The 20536-nt window shown below is 53.9% G+C and carries 14 protein-coding genes and 1 pseudogene; 10 read left to right on the top strand and 5 right to left on the bottom strand.

Features of this window, described 5'->3' with window-relative positions; translation table 11 throughout:
- Positions 1 to 30: 30 nt before the first annotated feature.
- Positions 31 to 1440 (bottom strand): MFS transporter, encoded by a 1410-nt coding sequence (locus RZ35_RS00710; RefSeq protein ID WP_026741576.1) that lies wholly within the window; start codon positions 1438 to 1440, stop codon positions 31 to 33.
- 286 nt (positions 1441 to 1726) lie between these two features.
- Here RZ35_RS00710 and RZ35_RS18205 point away from each other — a divergent pair, with 286 nt between their 5' ends.
- Positions 1727 to 1996: a hypothetical protein gene (locus tag RZ35_RS18205; RefSeq protein WP_026741577.1), complete on the top strand. Its 270-nt coding sequence runs from the start codon at positions 1727 to 1729 to the stop codon at positions 1994 to 1996.
- Between the two features lie 635 nt (positions 1997 to 2631).
- Here RZ35_RS18205 and RZ35_RS00720 read toward each other — a convergent pair.
- Together RZ35_RS00720 and RZ35_RS00725 are read right to left on the bottom strand one after the other, a co-directional pair.
- Positions 2632 to 3528, bottom strand: a complete 897-nt coding sequence (locus RZ35_RS00720) for a proline iminopeptidase-family hydrolase (RefSeq protein ID WP_026741578.1) — start codon at positions 3526 to 3528, stop codon at positions 2632 to 2634.
- Between the two features lie 86 nt (positions 3529 to 3614).
- The gene (locus RZ35_RS00725) at positions 3615 to 4370 is read right to left on the bottom strand and encodes a LuxR family transcriptional regulator (protein WP_051625423.1); all 756 of its coding nucleotides are present in this window, start codon (positions 4368 to 4370) and stop codon (positions 3615 to 3617) included.
- Between the two features lie 526 nt (positions 4371 to 4896).
- Here RZ35_RS00725 and RZ35_RS00730 point away from each other — a divergent pair.
- The 7 genes from RZ35_RS00730 (at position 4897) to RZ35_RS00755 (ending at position 13155) form a co-directional block, all read left to right on the top strand.
- Entirely contained in the window at positions 4897 to 5835 is a 939-nt protein-coding gene (locus tag RZ35_RS00730) for an ABC transporter permease (protein WP_036152274.1), read from the top strand.
- Entirely contained in the window at positions 5832 to 6677 is an 846-nt protein-coding gene (locus tag RZ35_RS00735; protein ID WP_036152277.1) for an ABC transporter permease, read from the top strand. The genes RZ35_RS00730 and RZ35_RS00735 overlap by 4 nt, the downstream gene beginning before the upstream one ends.
- Positions 6674 to 7660: an ABC transporter ATP-binding protein gene (locus tag RZ35_RS00740; RefSeq protein ID WP_026741582.1), complete on the top strand. Its 987-nt coding sequence runs from the start codon at positions 6674 to 6676 to the stop codon at positions 7658 to 7660. Before RZ35_RS00735 ends, RZ35_RS00740 begins: the two co-directional genes overlap by 4 nt.
- The gene (locus tag RZ35_RS00745; RefSeq protein ID WP_036152279.1) at positions 7660 to 8688 is read left to right on the top strand and encodes an ABC transporter ATP-binding protein; all 1029 of its coding nucleotides are present in this window, start codon (positions 7660 to 7662) and stop codon (positions 8686 to 8688) included. Before RZ35_RS00740 ends, RZ35_RS00745 begins: the two co-directional genes overlap by 1 nt.
- Positions 8678 to 10192, top strand: coding sequence for an ABC transporter substrate-binding protein (locus RZ35_RS00750; protein ID WP_026741584.1), 1515 nt, complete (start codon positions 8678 to 8680; stop codon positions 10190 to 10192). The genes RZ35_RS00745 and RZ35_RS00750 overlap by 11 nt, the downstream gene beginning before the upstream one ends.
- Positions 10193 to 10384: 192 nt before the next feature.
- Positions 10385 to 10513 carry a hypothetical protein gene (locus RZ35_RS18420; protein ID WP_268748606.1) on the top strand — a complete coding sequence of 43 codons (129 nt, stop codon included), beginning with the start codon at positions 10385 to 10387 and terminating at the stop codon, positions 10511 to 10513.
- A 248-nt stretch (positions 10514 to 10761) separates the two neighbouring features.
- Entirely contained in the window at positions 10762 to 13155 is a 2394-nt protein-coding gene (locus RZ35_RS00755) for a glucose/quinate/shikimate family membrane-bound PQQ-dependent dehydrogenase (RefSeq protein ID WP_026741585.1), read from the top strand.
- Positions 13156 to 13211: 56 nt separating this feature from the next.
- On the opposite strand, the gene norR is transcribed toward RZ35_RS00755, so the two are convergent.
- Positions 13212 to 14831, bottom strand: coding sequence for a nitric oxide reductase transcriptional regulator NorR (gene norR, locus RZ35_RS00760; RefSeq protein ID WP_026741586.1), 1620 nt, complete (start codon positions 14829 to 14831; stop codon positions 13212 to 13214).
- 2831 nt (positions 14832 to 17662) lie between these two features.
- Here norR and RZ35_RS00770 point away from each other — a divergent pair.
- Positions 17663 to 18337 carry a helix-turn-helix domain-containing protein gene (locus tag RZ35_RS00770; RefSeq protein WP_081825673.1) on the top strand — a complete coding sequence of 225 codons (675 nt, stop codon included), beginning with the start codon at positions 17663 to 17665 and terminating at the stop codon, positions 18335 to 18337.
- On the opposite strand, the pseudogene fimA reads toward RZ35_RS00770, so the two are convergent.
- Positions 18318 to 18843, bottom strand: a pseudogene (gene fimA / locus RZ35_RS18645) (type 1 fimbrial major subunit FimA). The gene RZ35_RS00770 and the pseudogene fimA overlap by 20 nt on opposite strands.
- A 790-nt stretch (positions 18844 to 19633) precedes the next feature.
- Here fimA and gpmA point away from each other — a divergent pair.
- Positions 19634 to 20353 carry a 2,3-diphosphoglycerate-dependent phosphoglycerate mutase gene (gpmA, locus tag RZ35_RS00780; protein ID WP_026741589.1) on the top strand — a complete coding sequence of 240 codons (720 nt, stop codon included), beginning with the start codon at positions 19634 to 19636 and terminating at the stop codon, positions 20351 to 20353.
- The last annotated feature ends 183 nt before the right edge of the window (positions 20354 to 20536 follow it).

Genomic DNA, 20536 nt, shown 5'->3' on the forward strand with positions numbered 1-20536 from the left:
GGCGCCCNCCAGGACGCCCGCTGATGTTTGTCAGACATTATCCAGATTAATGCCGCGCGTTTTCGGCCCCCAGACGCCCACCGACAGCATCACCATCAGCATACTGAATACGATGAAGATAACGACGCTGACGCTGCCCACATGCTGCAATAACAGCCCAATCAGGATGCTGGTGAAGGCGGTCGACAGCCGGCTAAATGAGTAACAAAAGCCGACGGCCCGCGCGCGAATGCGCGTCGGGAAAATCTCGGCCTGATAGGCGTGGTAGCTAATTGTCAGCCAGGCGTTGGAGTAGGTGATGAGGAAGCCGCAGGCGATGAGCAGCAGCGGATGCGTCTGCTGGGTGAACAGCAAGCCGAACACGACGGTCATTAGACACGAACCGACAATCTGCCATTTATGCTCGAAGCGTCCTATGTACAGGCTGCACAACAGGCAGCCGATGGGATAGGCCAGCGTGATGAAAAAGGCGAAAAACAGGCTCTGGGTAACCCCCGCGCCTTGTCCGGACAACAGCGAGGGCAGCCAGTTGCCGAAGCCAAAGAACCCAATGGACTGGAAGAAATTCATGGCGACCAGCATCAGCGTGCGCTGGCGATATTCGGGCGCCCAGATATCGCGGAATTTGCCGCGCGGAGCCGGTTCCTGCGCTGTATTCTCAGCGTGTACATAATGGCCCTGCGGCGTCATGCCGCAACGTTGCTCCATATCGCATAACACCTGATGGGCTTCGTCATGTCGCCCTTGCTGCGCCAGCCAACGGGCCGACTCGGGCAGGTTTTTGCGCAGCACCCAGATCACGACCGAACAGGCGGCGCCCGCGATAACCACCCAGCGCCAGCCGCTGATCTCGAAAAAGGCGTGAGGAACCAGCCACCAGGACATCAGCGCCACCGTCGGCACCGAAAGAAATTGAATAAAGAACGCAAAGGCGAATGCCTTGCTGCGCAGAGAGGTTGGCATCCATTCGCTGAGATAGGCGTCGATGGTGACCAGTTCAATCCCTAGCCCTATGCCGACCAGAAAGCGGCACAGGATGACGCCTTCTGCGCTGCTTTGCATCGCCATCAGGAAAGATAGCGCACCGTACCAGGCCAGCGCATACATGAAGGTCATCTTGCGGCCCAGCCTGTCGGCCCACGGCGCCAGCAGGCTGGCGCCGACGAACAGCCCCAGAAACGTGGCCGATGCAAAGCTGGCCTGATCGGTAATGTGGAATAGACCCTCTTTGCCCATGTGAAAAATGTGCTCGGCCACCAGTCCGCTGCTGATGTACGCGGTTTGAAAGAGGTCATACAGTTCGAAAAATCCCCCGAGCGAAAGCAGGGCGATAAAACGCCAAAGCCCTGCGGAAGAGCGCAGTCGATTAATACGCGAGGCGAGATCGAAACCGGGTTGCGCGCCGGCGGCAGCGTCCAATGGGGTGCTGGGGGAGTGCATGTTGTGTCTTCCTTATCACGATAAATGCGTTATACGAATTGCTCCAGACGGCGACAGGTATCACCTTGAGCGTCCAACACGGCTTCGTCCGAGTGAGCGAGGCGGGAACACGTCTTGGGCAAACTGCCGGCCATCATAAGATGCCGCACCGGCGCTCGCCAGTCTGGCGTGAATATCGAGGGGGCATCCCGCGTATATTAATCAGCTTTATGCTATTTATTCGTGTCCGCAGAAAAAATTCTTGATAAGAAAACCTCTTTTTGACGTTTAGCCGGATGGCCCACAGGTGTCGACGAGCGCGAGCGGGTTCGCTGCTGTTGGCGTTGTACTCCCTGATGCTGACGCCGCGCGCCGTATCGCAAAGGGGGGCGGTACGTTGTTCAACGCGCTGGGGGGGCTGGAAGGTTTAGCTTTATCCCTGTTCAAAACGCCGCGTATGGTGGTTTTCTTCATTTTCGCCATGCTGTTGGGCGTGGCGTTGCCGGTGTCTAATACCTTCAGCAACCCATTTCTGCATGACTTGGCGCGTAATCTGCGCTATCAGTCGGGTCTATGAGCTATCCGTCGGTGCTGTTGTCGCTTTCGCAGGTATTGGAGGTGGACTCCTGTTTCAGAGCCAGCGCAGGGCCTGTTCTTGAGCAGGGTGAATGGACTCGTCGTGTATCTTGGGGCCGCGGGGATGGTGGNGTATCTGTTGACGACGGCTGGCGTGGCTTTCCGGTATCGCCACCAGTCGCCAGCCCGTTCGAGAGGCTCAGGACTGGTCGTGAGGCGACGCTGATGCTGCACGTGCCGATTGAGTTGTAAACAGGGATCGGTCCTGTCCATCCCTCGTCAATGAGGAAGGGGGGAGCAATGGCGCGACCGGGGCGTTTGCGAGAGGCGCGGATACCCCACCATCGCAGAGCGACAAGCGCAGGGTAAAATCAACCGGACGTGTGAGGAACAAAGAAATGCCGATGTAACCAAGATCGTACTGTTCCTTGGCGAACTTGTCAGAAGTGAGTAAGGAGCAGATCGATAGCCTGAACACATGAGCTTAAGTAGCAGGCGGTTAATCTCGGGGCCTAATGGTCAAGCCTGGCGCTTTAATCGCGCGTCAAAAAAAGAAACGCGCCGGCCGTTTTCGCCGGCGCGTTTTATAATGGCGACAAAATGTCGCCTTCCCTGGTATTGGCCTTTCTTCTTATGTTATCTAATCTTCTTCTGCAGAAAACTACCGACGGTTTTCATGCATTCTTCGCGCTCTTCGACATGCGGCATATGGCTTGAGTGTTCAAAAATAACCCACTCAACATCAGTGATGCCGTCTGCAAAAGGTTGGATGGTTTCTGGCGATGCTTCGTCGTAACGCCCCGAGATCAGAAGGGCGGGGACGTTGATTGCTTTAACACGATCGATGATGCTCCAGTCTTTCAAGCTGCCAATAACATGGAACTCTGTCGGCCCATTCATAGCGTGATAAACCGTAGGGTCCTCATCGATAGCATTAAAGGTGTGTGTGACCTCAGCCGGCCACGGATTTAAGCGGCAGACATGACGTTGATAAAACACCTGTGATGCTTCGCGATAGGCTTCGCTATCCACCGTTCCCGCCGTTTCATGTTCCAGCAGTGTGGCCTGGACCGCTTCTGGCAATTCGTTGCGCAGTTTCGCGGCGGCCTGCAGCCATAACGGGATAGACGCCGGCGAGTTGGCGATAACGATAGCTTTCAAACCGGTTGGACATCTTACGGCGTGTTCTGAAATCAAGATGCCGCCCCAGGACTGACCCAGCAGGGCATAGTCGTCCTGAATGTTAAGATGTTTTAACAGGTTATCCAGCTCATCAAGGAACAAAGCGATCTGCCAGAAATCGGCTGGTTTTTCCCGTAAGTGCGTTGAACGGCCATTACCTAACTGATCGTAATGAACGACAGGACGCCCTGTGTTGGCGATATCTTTAAATGAATCAACGTAGTCGTGGGTGCAGCCGGGACCGCCGTGGACAACGACCAACGGTGTCATACCATTATGTAAATCACCAGTGATTCGGTACCAGGTTTGATACTGGAGAAAAGGGGCGAAGCCTTCGCTGACAGTGTTCATAAATGACGGTCACTCTTATGTCTGTTAAGTCTGGCTTAAGAGTAAGGCGCGTCAGCGAAGGCGGAAAGCTAGTAAAATAGATAGTTTTAGCTATCGAGGAGGTGATAGTACATGGCGCGAACGACGGCCTGCACCCGATTATTCGCCCCTAGTTTCTTGGTGGCGTTGTTCAGATGCAGCGTGACGGTCGCGACCGAACGGTTCAGTTTGCGGGCGATCTCTTTCGCCGTCAGGCCTTCCGCCGACCACGCCAAGCATTCGCGTTCTCGCTTGGTCAGATGGACGTACTGACAGGTCATCAGATCTTCGCTGAACAGGGGAAATGCCGATTCCTGGAAACGGTGAGCAATAAAGGTCAGATCGGATAAGGTGCTGCTGATGTCCTGTTCTTCGTGAGAGCTGTTCAGAATGGCGGTCACGGTGGCGAAGCCTCCGCGAGGCAGGTGTAACGGTACGGTCGCGCCGCATGGCATGCCGTTTTCACGCATATAATGCGTGACGCACTGATGCTCTTCGCCGATACGAGAGCGAAGCGGCGTCCGTTCAGGACGTTGATATGACCACACAAATGGCGCACAGGTTTCCAGAGCGTGATGCTGTACGACATCCATCTGAAAGAAACCATTTTCGAACCACTGCAAGGGCATGTCTTCCGGCACGTTATTAACGCGCAGCAGGGAAGGATTGATCAATGTCCCGTCCATTGTCCGGGGAACCGGAGCGTAGTCATAAATCACTCGGTCAAATCCGAGGTGTAACGTTTGCGCGAACATGTGATCAAAAGCGTCGTCCAGTGAAGTAGCTGAACGTTTCAACGAGGTAAGCTGAGTAGTCTTATCCATGATTACCCTCCGCAAAATGTAGCCCGTTAAAAAGAGGACGATGGTCGGTACAGGTGCCAGAGCGCATGTTCGGCCTCAACCCGGTCAATAACCAAGCGTAACCTAGCATTTTTGCTAAGGCAAAACTAGCATTTTTGCTAACTATTCACTGCCGGTATGATTGGGTAGATTCCCGTCTGTCAGGGGGTTTTGTGATATTTTGTGTTTTTCTTTCATTAGAAACCCTTATGTTGAATGAAATGGGAAGACAAAAAAGGCATACTATTGAAGTGAATGGTCATTTTTGAGTATGGGTACACGTCTATTTGAAAAATGATGCTTTTCACCGACCAGACCTTCATTCTGGTAAGTCGTTATTGAATAAAAACGACCTGGTAGGCTCCCTGACAAATCGCGCTTAATGCGGCCGGTTTTTTTATTGCCGGTCACGCCGCGCGTTGCTTGATTTCTGGCTCAACCCGTTTGTGCCAAGCCGTTCTTAGCGGTGTCATTAATAGATACGCCAGCATAAACACAGGGAATTAGTATGCATCGTTATCGGTTTATATTATTTAGGCCACTGCAACTGCTGCCGGTGCTTTTCGGCATCAGCGTCATCACCTTCGCCTTGGTGCGCGCGATCCCCGGCGACCCGGCCCGAATTCTTCTCGGCGTGCGGGCCACGCCAGGCGCGCTGGCCCGGGTGCGCGAACAGTACGGGCTAGACCAGCCGGTGTGGTTACAGTACTTCTATTTTCTTCGTAATCTGTTTCACGGCGAGCTGGGCAAATCCATCGTTTATAAAGTCGATACGCTGAAAGTCATCAGTTCGCGTATTGAACCGACGATTTGGCTGATTGCGGGTAGCGTAGTTTTAGCGCTGCTGCTCACCATTCCGCTGGCGTCCTGGGCGGCGCGGCGGCGCGGCAAATTGGCCGATCAGGTGATTCGACTTTTCTCCACCGCCGGTCTGGGATTCCCCGCTTTTTGGCTCGGCATCATGATGATCCTGTTGTTCAGCATCGAACTGGGCTGGTTCCCTGTTTCCGGTTATGGCCGCGATCTGCTGGATCGCCTGCATCACATGGTGTTGCCATGTCTGACGGTTGCGTTGGCGCTGTCTGCGGTGTTAACCCGCAACTTGCGCGCCAGCCTGCTGATGGAAATGAAAAGCGACTATGTGACGGCCGCGCGCGCGCGNGGGCAACCGGAGTCGCGTATTTTCTGGCGGCATATTTTGCCGAATTCGCTGGTGCCGACCATCAATCTGCTGGCGGTTAATATCGGCTGGCTGATAGGCAGCACCGTGGTGATTGAAAGCGTATTCGCTATTCCCGGCATGGGACAGCTGTTAATCAAGGCAATTTTCAGCCGGGACTACATGGTGGTGCAGGGCGTCGTGCTGGTGTTTGCGCTGGGAACCGTCACGGTTAACCTGGTCGCCGATTTGCTCACGGTCGCGCTGGACCCGAGGATCAAACTATGAGTCAGACACCTGTGATGCGGCGGATGTCGTGGCTAGCGTTCCCCCGCCGTCTGGCATTGCGCGGCGGTCTGACGATCGTCGGGCTTTGGACGCTGTTAGCCGTGTTCGCGCCGTGGGTCGCGCCGTTCGACCCGATTGCGCAGGACCCTACCGCCAGCTTGCTGTCACCGGGCCTTAGCCATCTGTTCGGCACCGATAACTTCGGCCGCGATATTTTCTCTCGCGTGATATGGGGGGCGCGCGTGGACCTGCAGATCTGTCTGCTGGGCGTGATATTTCCGTTTTTGATCGGTACCTCGATTGGCGCGCTCTCCGGCTACGTCGGCGGCGTGGTGGATACGCTACTGATGCGGTGTATCGATATCATACTGGCGTTTCCGTTTTTGGTGCTGATGCTGTCGATTATTGCGGTCTTGGGGCCAGGATTAGCCAGCTTCTATATTGCGATGGCGATGGTGGGCTGGGTGACTTACGCCAGACTGGTGCGAGCTCAGGTGCTGTCGTTAAAGCACCGCGATTTTATGCTGGCGGTGCGCAGTCTGGGATTTAGCCATCCGCGTATTCTCTTCGTCCATCTGTTGCCCAACGCGCTAACTGGCTCTGTCGTCTTCGCCATGTCCGACTGCGTGCTGGTGCTGCTCAACGGCGCGGCGATCAGCTACCTGGGACTGGGCGTACAGCCGCCTACGGCGGAATGGGGCGTAATGGTGGCCGAAGGGCAAAGTTTTATTACCACCGCCTGGTGGATCACCACGTTTCCCGGGCTGGCGATTGTGCTGTTGGCGATGGGCTTCAGCCTGCTGGCGGACGGTCTGGGCGATCTATTGGGAGAACGGCCATGACATTACTGGCGTTATCACATCTGACAGTCGTCAACCGTCAGGGCATTGCGCTGGTGGATGATGTTTCACTCCAGCTGCGCGAGGGCGAGATCCTCGGGCTGGTGGGAGAGAGCGGCTCCGGCAAGACAGTAACCTGCCGCGCGATGATGCGGCTGCTCCCTGGAGAGGCGCTGCGCGTGGTCTCCGGCGAAATTAATCTCAACGGGCGCGATATACTCTCGTTGCCGGATCGAGAGCTGTCTACCGTGCGTGGTCGAGAGATTGGCATGATTTTTCAGAATCCGACCAGCCACCTGAATCCGGTCATGACCGTTGGCGCGCAAATTGCCGAAAGCCGGCGTCTGCACTTCGGCGCCAGCCGCCGCGAGGCGAAGGCGCATGCCGTAGCGCTGTTGCGGCAAGTGGGGATCCCCGACCCCGAACGGCGGATACACAACTATCCCCATGAATTTTCCGGTGGGATGCGTCAGCGGGCGATGATCGCCGTGGCGCTCGCATCCGAGCCAAAAATCCTGATTGCCGATGAGCCGACGACGGCGTTGGACGTGACGGTGCAGATGCAAATACTGCGGTTGCTGAGCGATTTGCGCGACCGGCTCGGCGTAGCGATTATTCTAATTACGCACGACCTCGGCGTCGTGGCGCAGACCTGCGACCGTATCGCCGTGATGTATGCCGGGCGGCTGTGTGAGCTGGGCGGCAAACGCGAGGTGCTGGGCGATGCCCTACATCCCTACACGCAGGGACTGATCGACTGCCAGCCGGCCAGCGCCGGCGGAAGCGGACAGATGGCAACCATCAAAGGACAACCGCCGGTCGCGGAACATTTTCCCGGCGGTTGTCGATTCCATCCTCGTTGTCGTTACGCCACCGAGATTTGCAAAGCGGTACGACCCGATATGTACAGTGAAATGCAAAATCACGCGCACGGCGCCGCCTGCCACCACCCGTTCGCCACGCTGAACCACGAGGAGAGTCTATAGTGAGTCCGGTTGAATCCACGGCGCCGCTGCTGGCAGCGGACGATCTGAAGGTCAGTTTCCCGGTCGGCGGCTTTCTCTTTAATAAACGGAGTCTGCACGCGGTCAACGGCGTCAGCTTACACATTCAGGCCGGGGAAGTACTCGGTCTGGTCGGCGAGTCCGGCAGCGGCAAAAGCACCTTGGGGCGAGCCCTGCTCCAGCTGGAGCCGACCGTCGGCGGCCGCGTGTACTTCGACGGAGAGCCGATTACGCAGGGCAGCAAACAGGAGATCGCCCGGTTGCGGCAGCAAACGGCGATGATCTTTCAAGACCCGTTCTCCTCCTTGAATCCGCGTCAGACCATCGGCGACAGCATCGCCGAGGTGCTGCGCGTGCATCATAAGGTGCCGAAATCCGCGATCCAGGAACGCGTGAGAGAACTGCTGATTTTGGTGGGACTGAACCCAGAGCATGGCCTGCGTCGGCCCGACGCCCTAAGCGGCGGACAGTGTCAGCGCGCCGGCATTGCCCGGGCGCTGGCATTGGAGCCGCGGCTGATCGTCGCCGATGAGTGCGTGGCGGCGCTGGATGTCTCCATTCAAGGGCAGATCATCAACCTGCTGATGGATCTGCGGGACAAAATGGGCCTCGCCATCCTGTTTATCGCCCACGATTTGGCGATAGTGCGACGCCTATGCGACCGCGTCGCCGTTATGTATTTGGGCCGTATCGTGGAGTCGGGTCCGGTCGAGGCGGTGTTTACTCATCCGCGCCATCCTTACACCGCGGCGTTGATTACGGCTATTCCGGAAATCGATCCCGACCGGCCGCTGCCCGCCCATCCTCTTTCGGGCGAACCGCCCAGCCCGCTGGCTTTGCCGGAAGGCTGCGCGTTTCACCCGCGCTGTCCTTATGCGTTGTCGCGCTGCCAACATGGCGCGCCGCCAGAGACCCGACACATTGTCGGTCATACCTTCGCCTGCGTGTTGGACGACAAAGGCGAACAAGCCATTAATCCGTTAAATGAGGGAATGTTTGATGAAGCGTAAATACTTAAAGGTTGCGGCCGCCGGGCTTTTGCTGGCGGCTTGTGTGGCAAGTGAAATGGCGCAAGCGGCAGGCGTGCTGACGATTGGACGACGCGAGGACAGCACCAGTTTTGACCCGATTAGAACCACGCAGAATGAGGACAACTGGGTGTTTTCCAACGTGCTTGACCGCCTGATCTGGGTAGACAAGACCGGCACCAAACTGGAGCCTGCGCTGGCTGAAAGCTGGACGATTTCTCCGGACGGCAAAGTCTACACGCTGAAAATCCGCGACACGGTATTCTCTGACGGTACGCCAGTGACGGCCAGCGACGCCGCATTTAGCCTGCTGCGCCTGCGCGACAATGAAAACTCGCTGTGGCGCGACCCGTTCATGGTGATGGATAAAGTGGAAGCGCCGGACCCGCGTACGCTGGTGATCACCTTGAAAGCACCGTCCGTTCCTTTCCTGTCTCAGCTGGCTTTGCCGAATGCGTCCATCATCTCTGAAAAAGCGATGAAGGCGATGGGCGAAGAAGCGTTTGCGGAAAAACCAGTCGGCTCCGGCGCATTCAGTATCAAAGAGNGGTTGCGTGGCGACCGCGTGGTGCTGGTCAAAAACCCGCATTACTGGCGTGCGGACACTGTTTCTCTGGATGGCGTTGAGTGGCAGACCATCCCGGATGACAACACGCGTATGCTGAAAGTGCAGGCGGGCGAACTGGATGCGGCGATCAACGTTCCGTTTTCGCGCATCGTCTCCCTGCAAAAAGATCCGAACCTGGCCATCCATCTGGACCCGTCAACGCGTGAAGATCATCTGCTGATCAACCACGAACACGGCCTGCTGTCGAAAGTGGAAGTGCGTCAGGCGCTGGACTACGCCATCGACAAAGATGCCATCGTGAAAACAGTGACCTTCGGCTACGGCCAGGTGGCGAATTCCTACATTCCGGCCGGCGCGGTTTACCACTATGCCAACAACCTGAAGCGTCCTTATGACGTGGAAAAAGCCAAGAAAATGCTGGCAGAGGCGGGCGCGTCCAATCTGAAGCTCAACTACGTGGTGAACGCGGGCGATGAAGTGGACGAACAAATCGCTATCCTGCTGCAGCAACAGCTGGCTAAAGCCGGTGTGACCGTCACGTTGCAGAAAGTGGACCCGAGCCAGAGCTGGGGCATGCTGGTATCCGGCGACTATGATATTTCCGTCATGTACTGGACCAACGATGTGCTCGACCCGGATCAGAAAACCACTTTCGTGCTGGGTCACGACGCGAACATGAACTACATGACGCGTTACCACAACGAGAAAGTGAAAGCGCTGGTCGCGGCGGCACGTCTGGAAGTCGATCCTAAAAAACGTGAGCAGATGTACATCGATCTACAGAAAATCGCAAAAGCCGACGTAAACTGGATCGATCTGTATTACAGCCCGTACCGCAACGTCAGCCGTAAAAACATCAAGGGCTTCTATCAGAACCCGCTGGGCCGCTTCTTCCTCGAAGATACGGTGAAAGAGTAATTTTCCCCCTGACGGCCGGTATCCTGCCGGCCGTCATCTCCAGAGCCGCACGGTGTTTCCACGCCCGCAGTAGCGGGTCGATTTTCTTCGCTCGGTTCCCGCGCAATATCCCGCTGACTATTCTGCCCGGTGATCGGCTGCCACATCCTTTTTCCCCAGAAATGATGCCCTGCACTGAACGCGGAGCGGTCAATGTGTCGAGCGATTGACGTCGTTAAGCGCAAGGTTGTCGAGAACGCCAACATCCTTGTCGTTGCGCTGTCGTGCTCGCCGGGATTCGTGCTGCCGCGTATGACGCAAGCAGCCATAGAATGTGCTTAAAACCTCAGCGGAACCGTCAATATCGTGAGGGATGACCTATCTTTAGTGAAGTGGGGAATGGGGATGCTGGATGGGGTATCTCTCCCCATCGCCAGCGCATCATGCGGCCGCCAGCCAGTCGATGACAACCCTAACCGCGCTTGCCAAACCCAGGATGGGGTGTGTCGGACGTTCATTTGTTGTGCGGTCTCCGTTCAGCTTGGGAAACTCGCTTATTTAACTGGGCAATCTTTTACAGGGGCAACACAATGCAAAAAAGCGCGGGGACTGCTCGTGTCCTACTTCTCCTGACGGTGCTATTCGCCGTAGTGAGCGGTTTTTATCTGTTGTTCGGCGGTATCTGGCTGGTTCGCCTTAATGGCTCCTGGTACTACCTCATCGCGGGGGCGGTGATGCTGGCGACGGCGTGGCTGTTGTACCGACGTCGGGCGGCGGCGGTCCTGTTGCATGGGCTGTTTTTACTGGGGACAACGCTATGGGCGGTATGGGAAGTCGGCACGGATTTTTGGGCGCTGACGCCGCGTCTGGACGTCGTCTTTTTCTTCGGGCTATGGCTGGTATTGCCGTTTATCTATAACCAGCTAACCTTTCGCACCAAGCTGCCGTGGGTGGCGCAGATCCTGTCACTGGCGGTTGCCGTCGGGGTGTTAGGCTACGCTATTTTCAACGATCCACAAGAAATCAACGGGACGCTGCGCGCTGCGGGAACACCCGCTGCGCCGCGGCCTGCGAGCGCGGTACCGGACGCTGACTGGCCCGCCTATGGCCGAACTCAGGCAGGGACGCGTTACTCCCCCCTCAACCAAATTACCGATCAAAACGTCGGCAGCCTAAAGGAAGTCTGGCGCTTTCGCACCGGGGATTTGAAAGGGCCGAACGATCCGGTGGAAGTCACCAACGAAGTCACGCCGATCAAAATCCGCGATACGCTCTACCTCTGTACCCCGCATCAGCAGCTGTTCGCACTGGATGCGGTGACAGGCAAGGAGAAGTGGCGGTTCGATCCGCATCTTAAAACGAACCCCACGTTTCAGCATGTCACCTGCCGAGGGGTGTCATACCATGAAACGTCGATCGAGGCACAGTCCGCAACCCAGAGCACTCCGCCAGGCTTATGCGCGCGCCGCATATTGCTCCCGGTGAACGACGGTTCGCTGTACGCGTTGGATGCCGATAGCGGTCAGCTGTGCCCGAATTTCGCCGATCGCGGCAAGCTGAATCTGCAAAGCAATATGCCGTATTCGCTGGCGGGGGCGTATGAGCCGACGTCGCCGCCTGTCGTCACCGACAAGACCATCGTGATGGCCGGCGCGGTGACTGATAACGCCTCGACGCGGGAACCGTCAGGGGTGATCCGGGGTTTCGACGTCAACACCGGCAAACTGCTGTGGGCATTCGATACCGGCAGCAAAGACCCGAACAAGATACCCGAGGGCAAGCAGTTCTATACCCCGAACTCGCCTAACTCCTGGGCGCCTGCCGCTTATGATGCAAAGCTGGACATCGTGTATCTGCCGACCGGCGTCGCCACGCCGGATATTTGGGGCGGCCATCGCACGCCGGAGATGGAACGGTTCGCCAGTGGCTTGCTGGCGCTGAACGCGACCACCGGCAAGCGGGTCTGGTTCTATCAGACGGTGCATCACGACCTCTGGGACATGGATGTGCCTGCCCAGCCGACGCTGGCGGACATCACTAATCAGGATGGCAAAACGGTGCCGGTAGTTTACGTGCCGGCGAAAACCGGCAATATCTTCGTGCTGGATCGTCGCGACGGAAAAACCGTCGTGCCTGCGCCGGAAACGCCGGTGCCGCAAGGCGCGGCGAAGGGCGATCGCGTTTCGCTGACGCAGCCTTTTTCGCAGCTGAGCTTCCGCCCGCGTGAGAATCTGGCCGGCAAGGATATGTGGGGCGCGACGATGTACGACCAGCTGGTCTGCCGCGTTATGTTTCATCAGCTCCGCTATGAAGGCCCGTTTACGCCCCCGTCCGAGCAGGGCACGCTGGNCTTCCCCGGCAATCTCGGCATGTTTGAGNGGGGGGGCATTTCCGTCGATACGGATCGTCAAATTGCGATTGCCAATCCGATGGCGCTGCCGTTCGTCTCAAGGCTGATCCCACGCGGTCCTCACAATCCGATGGAGCCGAACCCGGCGGCTAAAGAGGGATCCGGAACGGAATCCGGCGTACAGCCGCAGTACGGGGTTCCTTACGGCGTGACGCTGAATGCGTTTTTATCGCCGCTGGGTATTCCGTGCAAGCAGCCGTCGTGGGGCTTTGTCTCCGCCGTTGATCTGAAAACCAACGTCATTGTCTGGAAAAAACGTATTGGGACCGTGCGTGATAGCTCGCCGTTACCGCTGCCGTTTAAAGTCGGTATGCCGATGTTGGGCGCGCCGATCTCCACCGCGGGGAATGTGCTGTTTATCGCCGCGACGGCGGACAACTATCTGCGGGCGTTCAACATCAGCAACGGCGAGCTGCTGTGGGAAGCGCGTCTGCCTGCCGGCGGACAAGCGACACCGATGACCTATGCCGTCAACGGCAAGCAGTATGTGGTGATTGCCGCCGGTGGGCATGGCTCATTCGGCACCAAACTGGGCGATTACATTATTGCGTATGCGCTGCCGGAGGTTGACTGAACATATTCCGAGGATGACGTTGCCGCCCCGGATATCCAGGGCGGAAAAACGGAAGATTAGCGGTCGGAGTTGCTGGTACGAACGGCTTTTTCGGGCTGGGTGACGACGCCTAACCGATGTGCCAGATGTGTCAAATTGGCCGAGTCGATACCTAGCTCCCGGGCTGCCGACGAAATATCGCCATGATGGTTATAGAGAGTGCGTTCGATGAGCTGTTTTTGAAACTCGTTGACCGCCGCGCGCAGATCCTGCTGAGGGGCGTCGAGCGTGGAGAACCGCTGCGGTTCATTGGCCGCAACGTCATGCTGTAGCTTCTCGTGCATATCCAACCCAAGATCTTTGTCGCTGATAGTGACTGAGATCGCGCGTTTAGCCGGATACGACGTGAGTCGTCCGGTCGCCCGCAGCGTGGCGCGGCTGATGGTTTGTTCTAACTCGCGCACGTTGCCCGGCCACTCGTAGCGTGACAGCGCCGTTTGCGCCGTGGGTGCCAGGCGTAGCCCTTTCAGTCCCATGCGGTTGCGGTTTTGTGCGACAAATGTGTTCGCTAACAGCTGAATGTCCTGCTGACGTTCTCGCAGCGCCGGAACATGAATGGGGAACGCGCACAGTCGATGATACAGATCGGCGCGAAATTCGCCGGACTGAACTTCCGCGAACAGGTTGCGATTAGTGGCGGCGATGAGTCGGATATTTACGTTATGTGGGTTGGAGGAGCCAATGCGCTGCGATTTTCCGTCCTGCAATACGCTAAGCAGTTTGGCCTGTGTTTCCTGCGAAAGCTCGCCGATTTCGTCGAGAAACAGTGTGCCGCCGTTGGCGAGTTGAAACTTGCCGCGGCGGTCTGACGAGTCTCCCGAAAACGCGCCGCGCACGTGGCCGAAAAGGATGCTCTCCAGCAGAGGGGCGGGCAGGGCGGCGCAGTTGATGACGATGAACGGCGCATTGGCGCGACGAGATCGCGCATGCAGTCGACGAGCGACCAAATCTTTACCCACCCCGGTTTCGCCGGTGATGAGCACCGTCATATCGCTGGAGGCGACCAATTCAATATCATCCATCAGCAGCTCAAAGGGTTCGCTGTTGCCGATGAGTTCGTCGTGTCCATTTACCGCCGTCAGGCGAAAGGCTTCGGCGCGCAAGTTTTCGCTTTGCAGCGTAGATTTGAGCCGATCGACCTGGGTACTGGCCGACAAGGTCGCAGAGGCAATCTCACCGAATATCTCCAGGGTTTTAAGCGCCTCGGCGGGGAATTCATGGCCGTTAAACGTATGCAGCGTCAGCAATCCCCAGATGTGCTGATCCAGACGCAAAACACAGCTGAGAACGTCGGTCTTGCCCGCGTCAGTCCGTTCGGTTTCGAACAGGCCGACGAAGGGATCGGGCACCCCGGTATCCGGCGGAAAGTGCATCACGTTGGCGGTGGCGAGCATGGCGGCGAAGCACGGGTGTTCGTCTAAAATGAAGCGACGTTTTAATGCGTCCTGATTCAGACCGTGGATCGCCACCGGGGATAACTCTTCGCCTTCCAATTGCAACAGCACCGTCGCGTCCGACGGGATTAGGATGTTTAGCGAATCGAGTAAGCGTTGATAACGCACTTCGCTCGGCATCTCCCGCGAGAGATCCGCGACCTGCGGCACCAATGCATTCAACAATTTCAAAGTTTGAGTCAAAAGTTCTCTCTTCGATAAAAATGGTGTCTTTTCAACATTTAAGTTTAGACACGATTCAGCCGTGTGCCATTGAGATCACTGCTTTCTGCGCTTCGTATTCGAATGATCACCAGCAGGTGTTGATGTTGAACGCGGCAAGGCCGTCTGAATGCGCACTCGCTCTCCGCTAATGGAAGCAGAAAATGGTGTGCGTGGAGGAGGAATACGACCTAACTAATCTATTTAAACTGACGCCGTGCGGATGATGAGTTTTCGGTGGAGTTATTTTTATCTCGAATTTTTTTCCCTTTGTTACCACGTCTTGCTCCCTGGCTGGTTATTAAAAGGTGCTTCAATGAATGCTAAACGGAATGCTTGTTTCGTATTTATCTGCTTTATTATTCGTCAATATCAGCCCCCAGTAATAATGAATGTGTTAGATAAAATACATTATTGGATAACTAGCAAGTTTCGGTTAAAACTTATATTTCATATATTAGCGGGCTAAATTTATAAATGCATCAATGTAAACATGGGGGGTGTTTTTAACCACCTGATAATTGGTGTTTTTCATGTTGTTCACCCCGAATATTTGGCGTCATTAGAATTAGATTATGTAAAGATTTATGCAGGAATTGAAAATTTTCCTATCACTTTTCTTTTTATTTATTTTATGATGTTCCCGACGTACTTAATTGCACTGGTATAGGTTATTTTATTAATCGCCAATTAACTCCGTGAGCAATAATAGAAACGCGAAATGAGTCATGAACATCCTCACGGCCCTGGAATCCTGAGGGCCATGGTCTCTTATTCGTTGTTTTTATCAAGTAGCAATAATAATACCATTTTTTTGAATGGTTACCTCGAAAAATGGTTATCCAAAATATGGTTTGATTTGTGAGGATTAATCCTTTCCTGTGTCAGGGAGGATTATCTCATCGGTGATGCCGGTTGCGGCAGTGCTATGTCGTAGATCATCACACGAACCGTCGGTTGTCGGCCGCCGGCAGCGTTTTTTTTGTCGGCGTTTTTTTATTCTTTGAACGCGTGTAGCTGTCCGGCTGCGCGCGTTTTTTTTGCCCGATGCGAGCGGTGCCTTGGTCACTTCCTGTAAGAATGACGCGCCTTCACCCTATACTGTCGCTGGACATCAGCGTGACATGCAGATGAGGAATCTTTGCTGCCGCGCCCAGTCGTCGGGCGGTGAACCGCCGAGGCAATCGATGACTGTCGCATGTTATCCTCTATACCATGAAGCCGCAGACGGTATCATGTTCGCCCCTTGCGCTATCCTGTCACTTGCCTGATCACGTCACCCCTTCGCCATAAGGGTGGGCGCGAAACTCCGTTCTCAGCTCGTTTATTTCAACGTGGTTATCTTTGACTGTCGCTATCTACAAACATCCCTATCCTTGAACCGACAAACGTGCCAGCTCTTGTCTTCCTCCTGCTTTATGCTGCGTTAATCATAAAGTCACTATGCTGGAGGACAATGAGGGTCCGAAATAGAGTGACCAGAGGAAATATTGCGATGAGTAAAGAAAGACAAACTACGGGTAAAATTTCCCTTGCCCTGTTAATGCGAACATCGAATTTATGACCTCGTCGGAGATTTCGTCGTATTACTCTCTTGGCGTCATGCTGTGAATATGAAGGAGTGGGGGGGGGGGGGGCATCATTATTTTTCCGACAGGAATGATCGAAATCTGGTATTAAGCTGGGTCAAATAAGGCGATTTTTGGGTAAGAAAATACGATGAGGATGAATCGGTGAGTTGATTTTTATCAATAGAGAAAATAACAAGCGTATGTCCGGGAGACATAGATGATGTCAATCACACTGTTATTAGATATACGATGATGTGGCTTCAGTTAGCCAAGGTATCTATTTTATTTGCTGGGTTGGTCTTGCTGTTTTTTTGTGATGGAATAATGCCAGATAGCAATAAAGATAAAGAACTCATCGAGTATTGATGGAATCCCCTTGAGGTTATTTCTCACATGACGGTTTTCGGTTTCGATAGCTATTTATTCTCTGCGGGTGTTTTTTGCACTAATGCCTCCCTAAGCTTCATTCCTGAACAAAAATCCGGATAGGATGATGCCTTGTAGTGTTGATACGTATATAATACCAGGCCGGTCGTATTATCATAGAGGATAGGTGTTGCCGTATTGTTGTTTTCGTATTTAGCAACAAAATATATAAATGAGAATGCTTTGAAAGCGATAACAATGAAGGGCCAGCCCATTATACTCATAAGGCTTAATATTTTATTTTTAATATTATCGTATAACTTCATTTATATTTTTACGCATAATGGGGCGGTTCTCCCGCGAATGATTCTCTCTGTTTGGCTGTAAATCAAACAGTTAACATAGTGAATGCGCTACTACAAAGAGAATGAACAATAATTTAACACCGAGTTTCATTTGAATATCAGAATATTGGTTTTTCCTCTTTCGAGCTTATTATGGTCGCTATTTTATAACTAGACTGTCTGGTTGTTGACGTTATCTGTGTATATTTTTTCACGCTATTATGATTTTTTATGTTTACTGGAGGAATGCGAGCTTTGGGAGGGGGTGAACATTGTTAATTTTATTGTTTTTGGTTTGAACCTTAGGGAGGGCGATTAAAAGCATTTAAAACCACACGTTTTACGTGGTCAGCCATAAAGATAATAGAGCAAAGTCAGTCTCTGAGGGGGATATTCTGATGCTCAGGCATATTAAGAAAATACGTAATTTCCTGGTCGTTTTTTCTCCTGTTATCAAAAGTTAAATATCATGCCGTCGAATACCGTGTTCGGCTGCAGTGGTATTTTTGTTTTATTTTTAAAGGTTATTTGAATGATTAGTCTGCTGCAATCTATATCTCGTTTGACAAAAATACTTTCACCCCATCGGAAACTTGCCCAACCGACCGAGGTCGTTAAAGGGAAAAGGAGATATCATTTCCATGTTGCAGAGACTCGACTGATTTATTTTATCGAAGAAGGTGAATTTCTTATGAAAAGCGCCAAAGACAACCGGGTGCTCTGTGTGCTTTTAGCCCCCTGTATTATTGGTTGGTCTACGGCGATTTATGGCGCCAACGAAGTTTATATTGAAAGAATCGATTATGGAAAAATTTACTGCGTGTCATTCGATACCGCATTACGCGTGGTGACGGCATATCAACGATTCGATGATGTCTTAAATATTGTTAATTACCATTTTACTTCGCTGCTTAATTATTGCGTCGATAGCGGCGGTGACTCCGTTTCCATCGTCACAAAAATGTTGGCATCGCTAAAACGCCTGCCACCAGAAGTGAGAAAACGTTTCACCGTGCTTTCTTTTATTAGTCAGCGTACATCCCTGTCCAAGAGTACGATCCTGCGCGTGCTCAAGAAGCTACAAGAAGACGGCTCACTGACCATGTCGCATGGAAGGCTGAATACCTTTTCCTTGCCGGAACCGTTGCGATGCCCCTTGCCCAGCGCAACGGTTGCCCGTGACAACGCTACTGATAATTCAGAGTAAAGGTGGCGTCGGCATCCGCTTCACTGGTGGCGACGCTAGCCAGCTTAGATTTATAGCGCGCGTTGAAGTACAGCGTGTTGGTGCCGCTCAGCAGCGTTTGCGCGGTTGAGAAAGNGCGGCAGTACCACGCCTTTGCTACTGGAGACTTCAATACCTACGCCAGAGGCTACGCCTGCACAGCCGCCGCTGATGTTGCTGACGGAAAGCAGCGTGTTGTCATTGGCGTCTGCGTTGCCAGTAAACGCAACGGCGGCGGTCGTGGAGACGGAGGCATCGCCGTCTTCAAGGCTGATGGTGTAAGACACTTTTCCTGATGAGGTGCCGACCGAAGCGAAGTTCGCATTACGGTACTGACCCAAATTCACCGTTTGATTAGTGGAGCTTGTACTTACTGCGTAGGCGGCGTTGATGATCTACCCTACGAAGTGANCGGTCCTGCCCGAAACAGAAACCGTCGTGGTTGCTGTGAATGCCGAGAAGCCGGTAGACAGCAGAGAGGCCCCAATGAGGGCGCCGAGTCATGTTTTACGCCTAAGTTACGATTGCTTATTATTTATAGGCCACGCTAATTGGTCATTAACGAAATCGGTATTACCGCTACAAATATTTCTCTTCTGCCAGTTCTCTGCGGATTGGCAATAAAACCGTAACAGCTTTATTGCCTAAATCAGGTCAGAGTGACGGAGAAAGAATGGCTGAGACAGCACTTCCTTCTGCGCCACTTCAGTATTTTCAAGAATGACTTTTGCGGGGGGTGAATGCAGCCTAAAGGCAAAAAACAGGATAAACAACTGTCTGAGATGGGATCTTACGCCATAAATAAAAGTTAAATATAATACGATGCACTTATATTAATATATTGTTTTGCTGTAATAATAAACAATGTGAAAATTGAACGGGTAAAGGATAAATAAATGAAGGCATTTGTAAGGTGTGTTTTTAATATGTTAAATAATGATAAATGACACTGATTTCAATTAAGTGAAGAGAATTAATTAGGCGATTTGGCTTATTTTTATCGTGATATCACTTCAGCATAAATATCTGATTCGATACCTATCATTTGGGGAATTAATAATTGCATGATGTATGGACGCCAGATAATCTGATCGCAAACAGCGTAAAATCAGGCCGGTGAGCCGCGGGCAATGAGGTCTGCAACGACGGCGGAACGTCTCACAAAGCCCCCCTGTGGATGGAAATTGCGGACGATGCCAAATCCGTCACGAGAATCAATATAAGCGATGGCATCGGCTGTGGATGAATGTGAAAGTTAAAGCGTGTTAAGGAAAAAATATGGCTGTGTTTAAGTTGGTGCTATTGCGGCATGGTGAAAGCGAATGGAATGATCAGAATCGATTCACCGGGTGGGTCGATGTGCCGCTGACCGACAAGGGACGAGAAGAAGCGCGGCTGGCGGCGCAATCGCTCAGACAGGCAGGGTTTACGTTTGACGCCGCCTGTACTTCGGTACTGAAGCGCACCGTGCATTCGCTGCAAATTGCGCTTGATGAGCTGGGTTTGCAGTGGCTGCCGGTGGAAAAAAACTGGCGTTTAAACGAGCGCCACTACGGCGCGCTGCAAGGTCTGAACAAGGCAGAAACGGCCGAACGGCTCGGCAAAGCGCGGGTGCATCAGTGGCGAAAAAGTTATGACGTTCCGCCGCCGCCGCTCACCTCGATTCACGATCGCTTTTCCGGCTACGATCGCCGCTATGCGCATCTGGCGCCGGGAGAGTTTCCGTTAGGGGAGAGCCTGCGCATGACCGGTGATCGGGTGATGCACTACTGGCAGACTTCGCTGGTTCCCCGAGTCCTTGCGGGCGAACGCCTGCTAGTGATCGCTCATCGCAATTCAATACGGGCGCTGGTCAAGCAACTGAACCACCTCTCAGACGAGGAGATCATCCGTGCGCAAATCCCCACTGGCATCCCCTTGGTTTATGAATTTGATGAAAATATGCGGGTGCAGCGCGCCTACTTTCTCGGCACCAACATCCCCCTGATCGAGCGGTAAATGCGCTCTGCAAGACATCACGGCGACCGCAGTCATCGCGCGCCGCCGTTGTGATGGGCGACAAGCGTTCGATATTCTGCCCGAAGCCCGAAGCCCGAAGCCCGAAGCCCGAAGCCCGAAGCCCGAAGCCCGAAGCCCGAAGCCCGAAGCCCGAAGCCCGAAGCCCGAAGCCCGAAGCCCGAA

This window comes from Lonsdalea quercina subsp. quercina (assembly GCF_000688655.1).
GTDB classification, from domain to species: Bacteria; Pseudomonadota; Gammaproteobacteria; order Enterobacterales; family Enterobacteriaceae; genus Lonsdalea; species Lonsdalea quercina.

Excerpts from the sequence above, each read along its gene's own strand:
- RZ35_RS00710 (WP_026741576.1), bottom strand. The coding sequence starts at position 1,440 with ATGCACTCCCCCAGCACCCCATTGGACGCTGCCGCCGGCGCGCAACCC.
- RZ35_RS00720 (WP_026741578.1), bottom strand. The coding sequence starts at position 3,528 with ATGAACACTGTCAGCGAAGGCTTCGCCCCTTTTCTCCAGTATCAAACC.
- RZ35_RS00725 (WP_051625423.1), bottom strand. The coding sequence starts at position 4,370 with ATGGATAAGACTACTCAGCTTACCTCGTTGAAACGTTCAGCTACTTCA.
- RZ35_RS00735 (WP_036152277.1), top strand. The coding sequence starts at position 5,832 with ATGAGTCAGACACCTGTGATGCGGCGGATGTCGTGGCTAGCGTTCCCC.
- RZ35_RS00740 (WP_026741582.1), top strand. The coding sequence starts at position 6,674 with ATGACATTACTGGCGTTATCACATCTGACAGTCGTCAACCGTCAGGGC.
- RZ35_RS18420 (WP_268748606.1), top strand. The coding sequence starts at position 10,385 with ATGTGTCGAGCGATTGACGTCGTTAAGCGCAAGGTTGTCGAGAACGCC.
- RZ35_RS00770 (WP_081825673.1), top strand. The coding sequence starts at position 17,663 with ATGATTAGTCTGCTGCAATCTATATCTCGTTTGACAAAAATACTTTCA.
- gpmA (WP_026741589.1), top strand. The coding sequence starts at position 19,634 with ATGGCTGTGTTTAAGTTGGTGCTATTGCGGCATGGTGAAAGCGAATGG.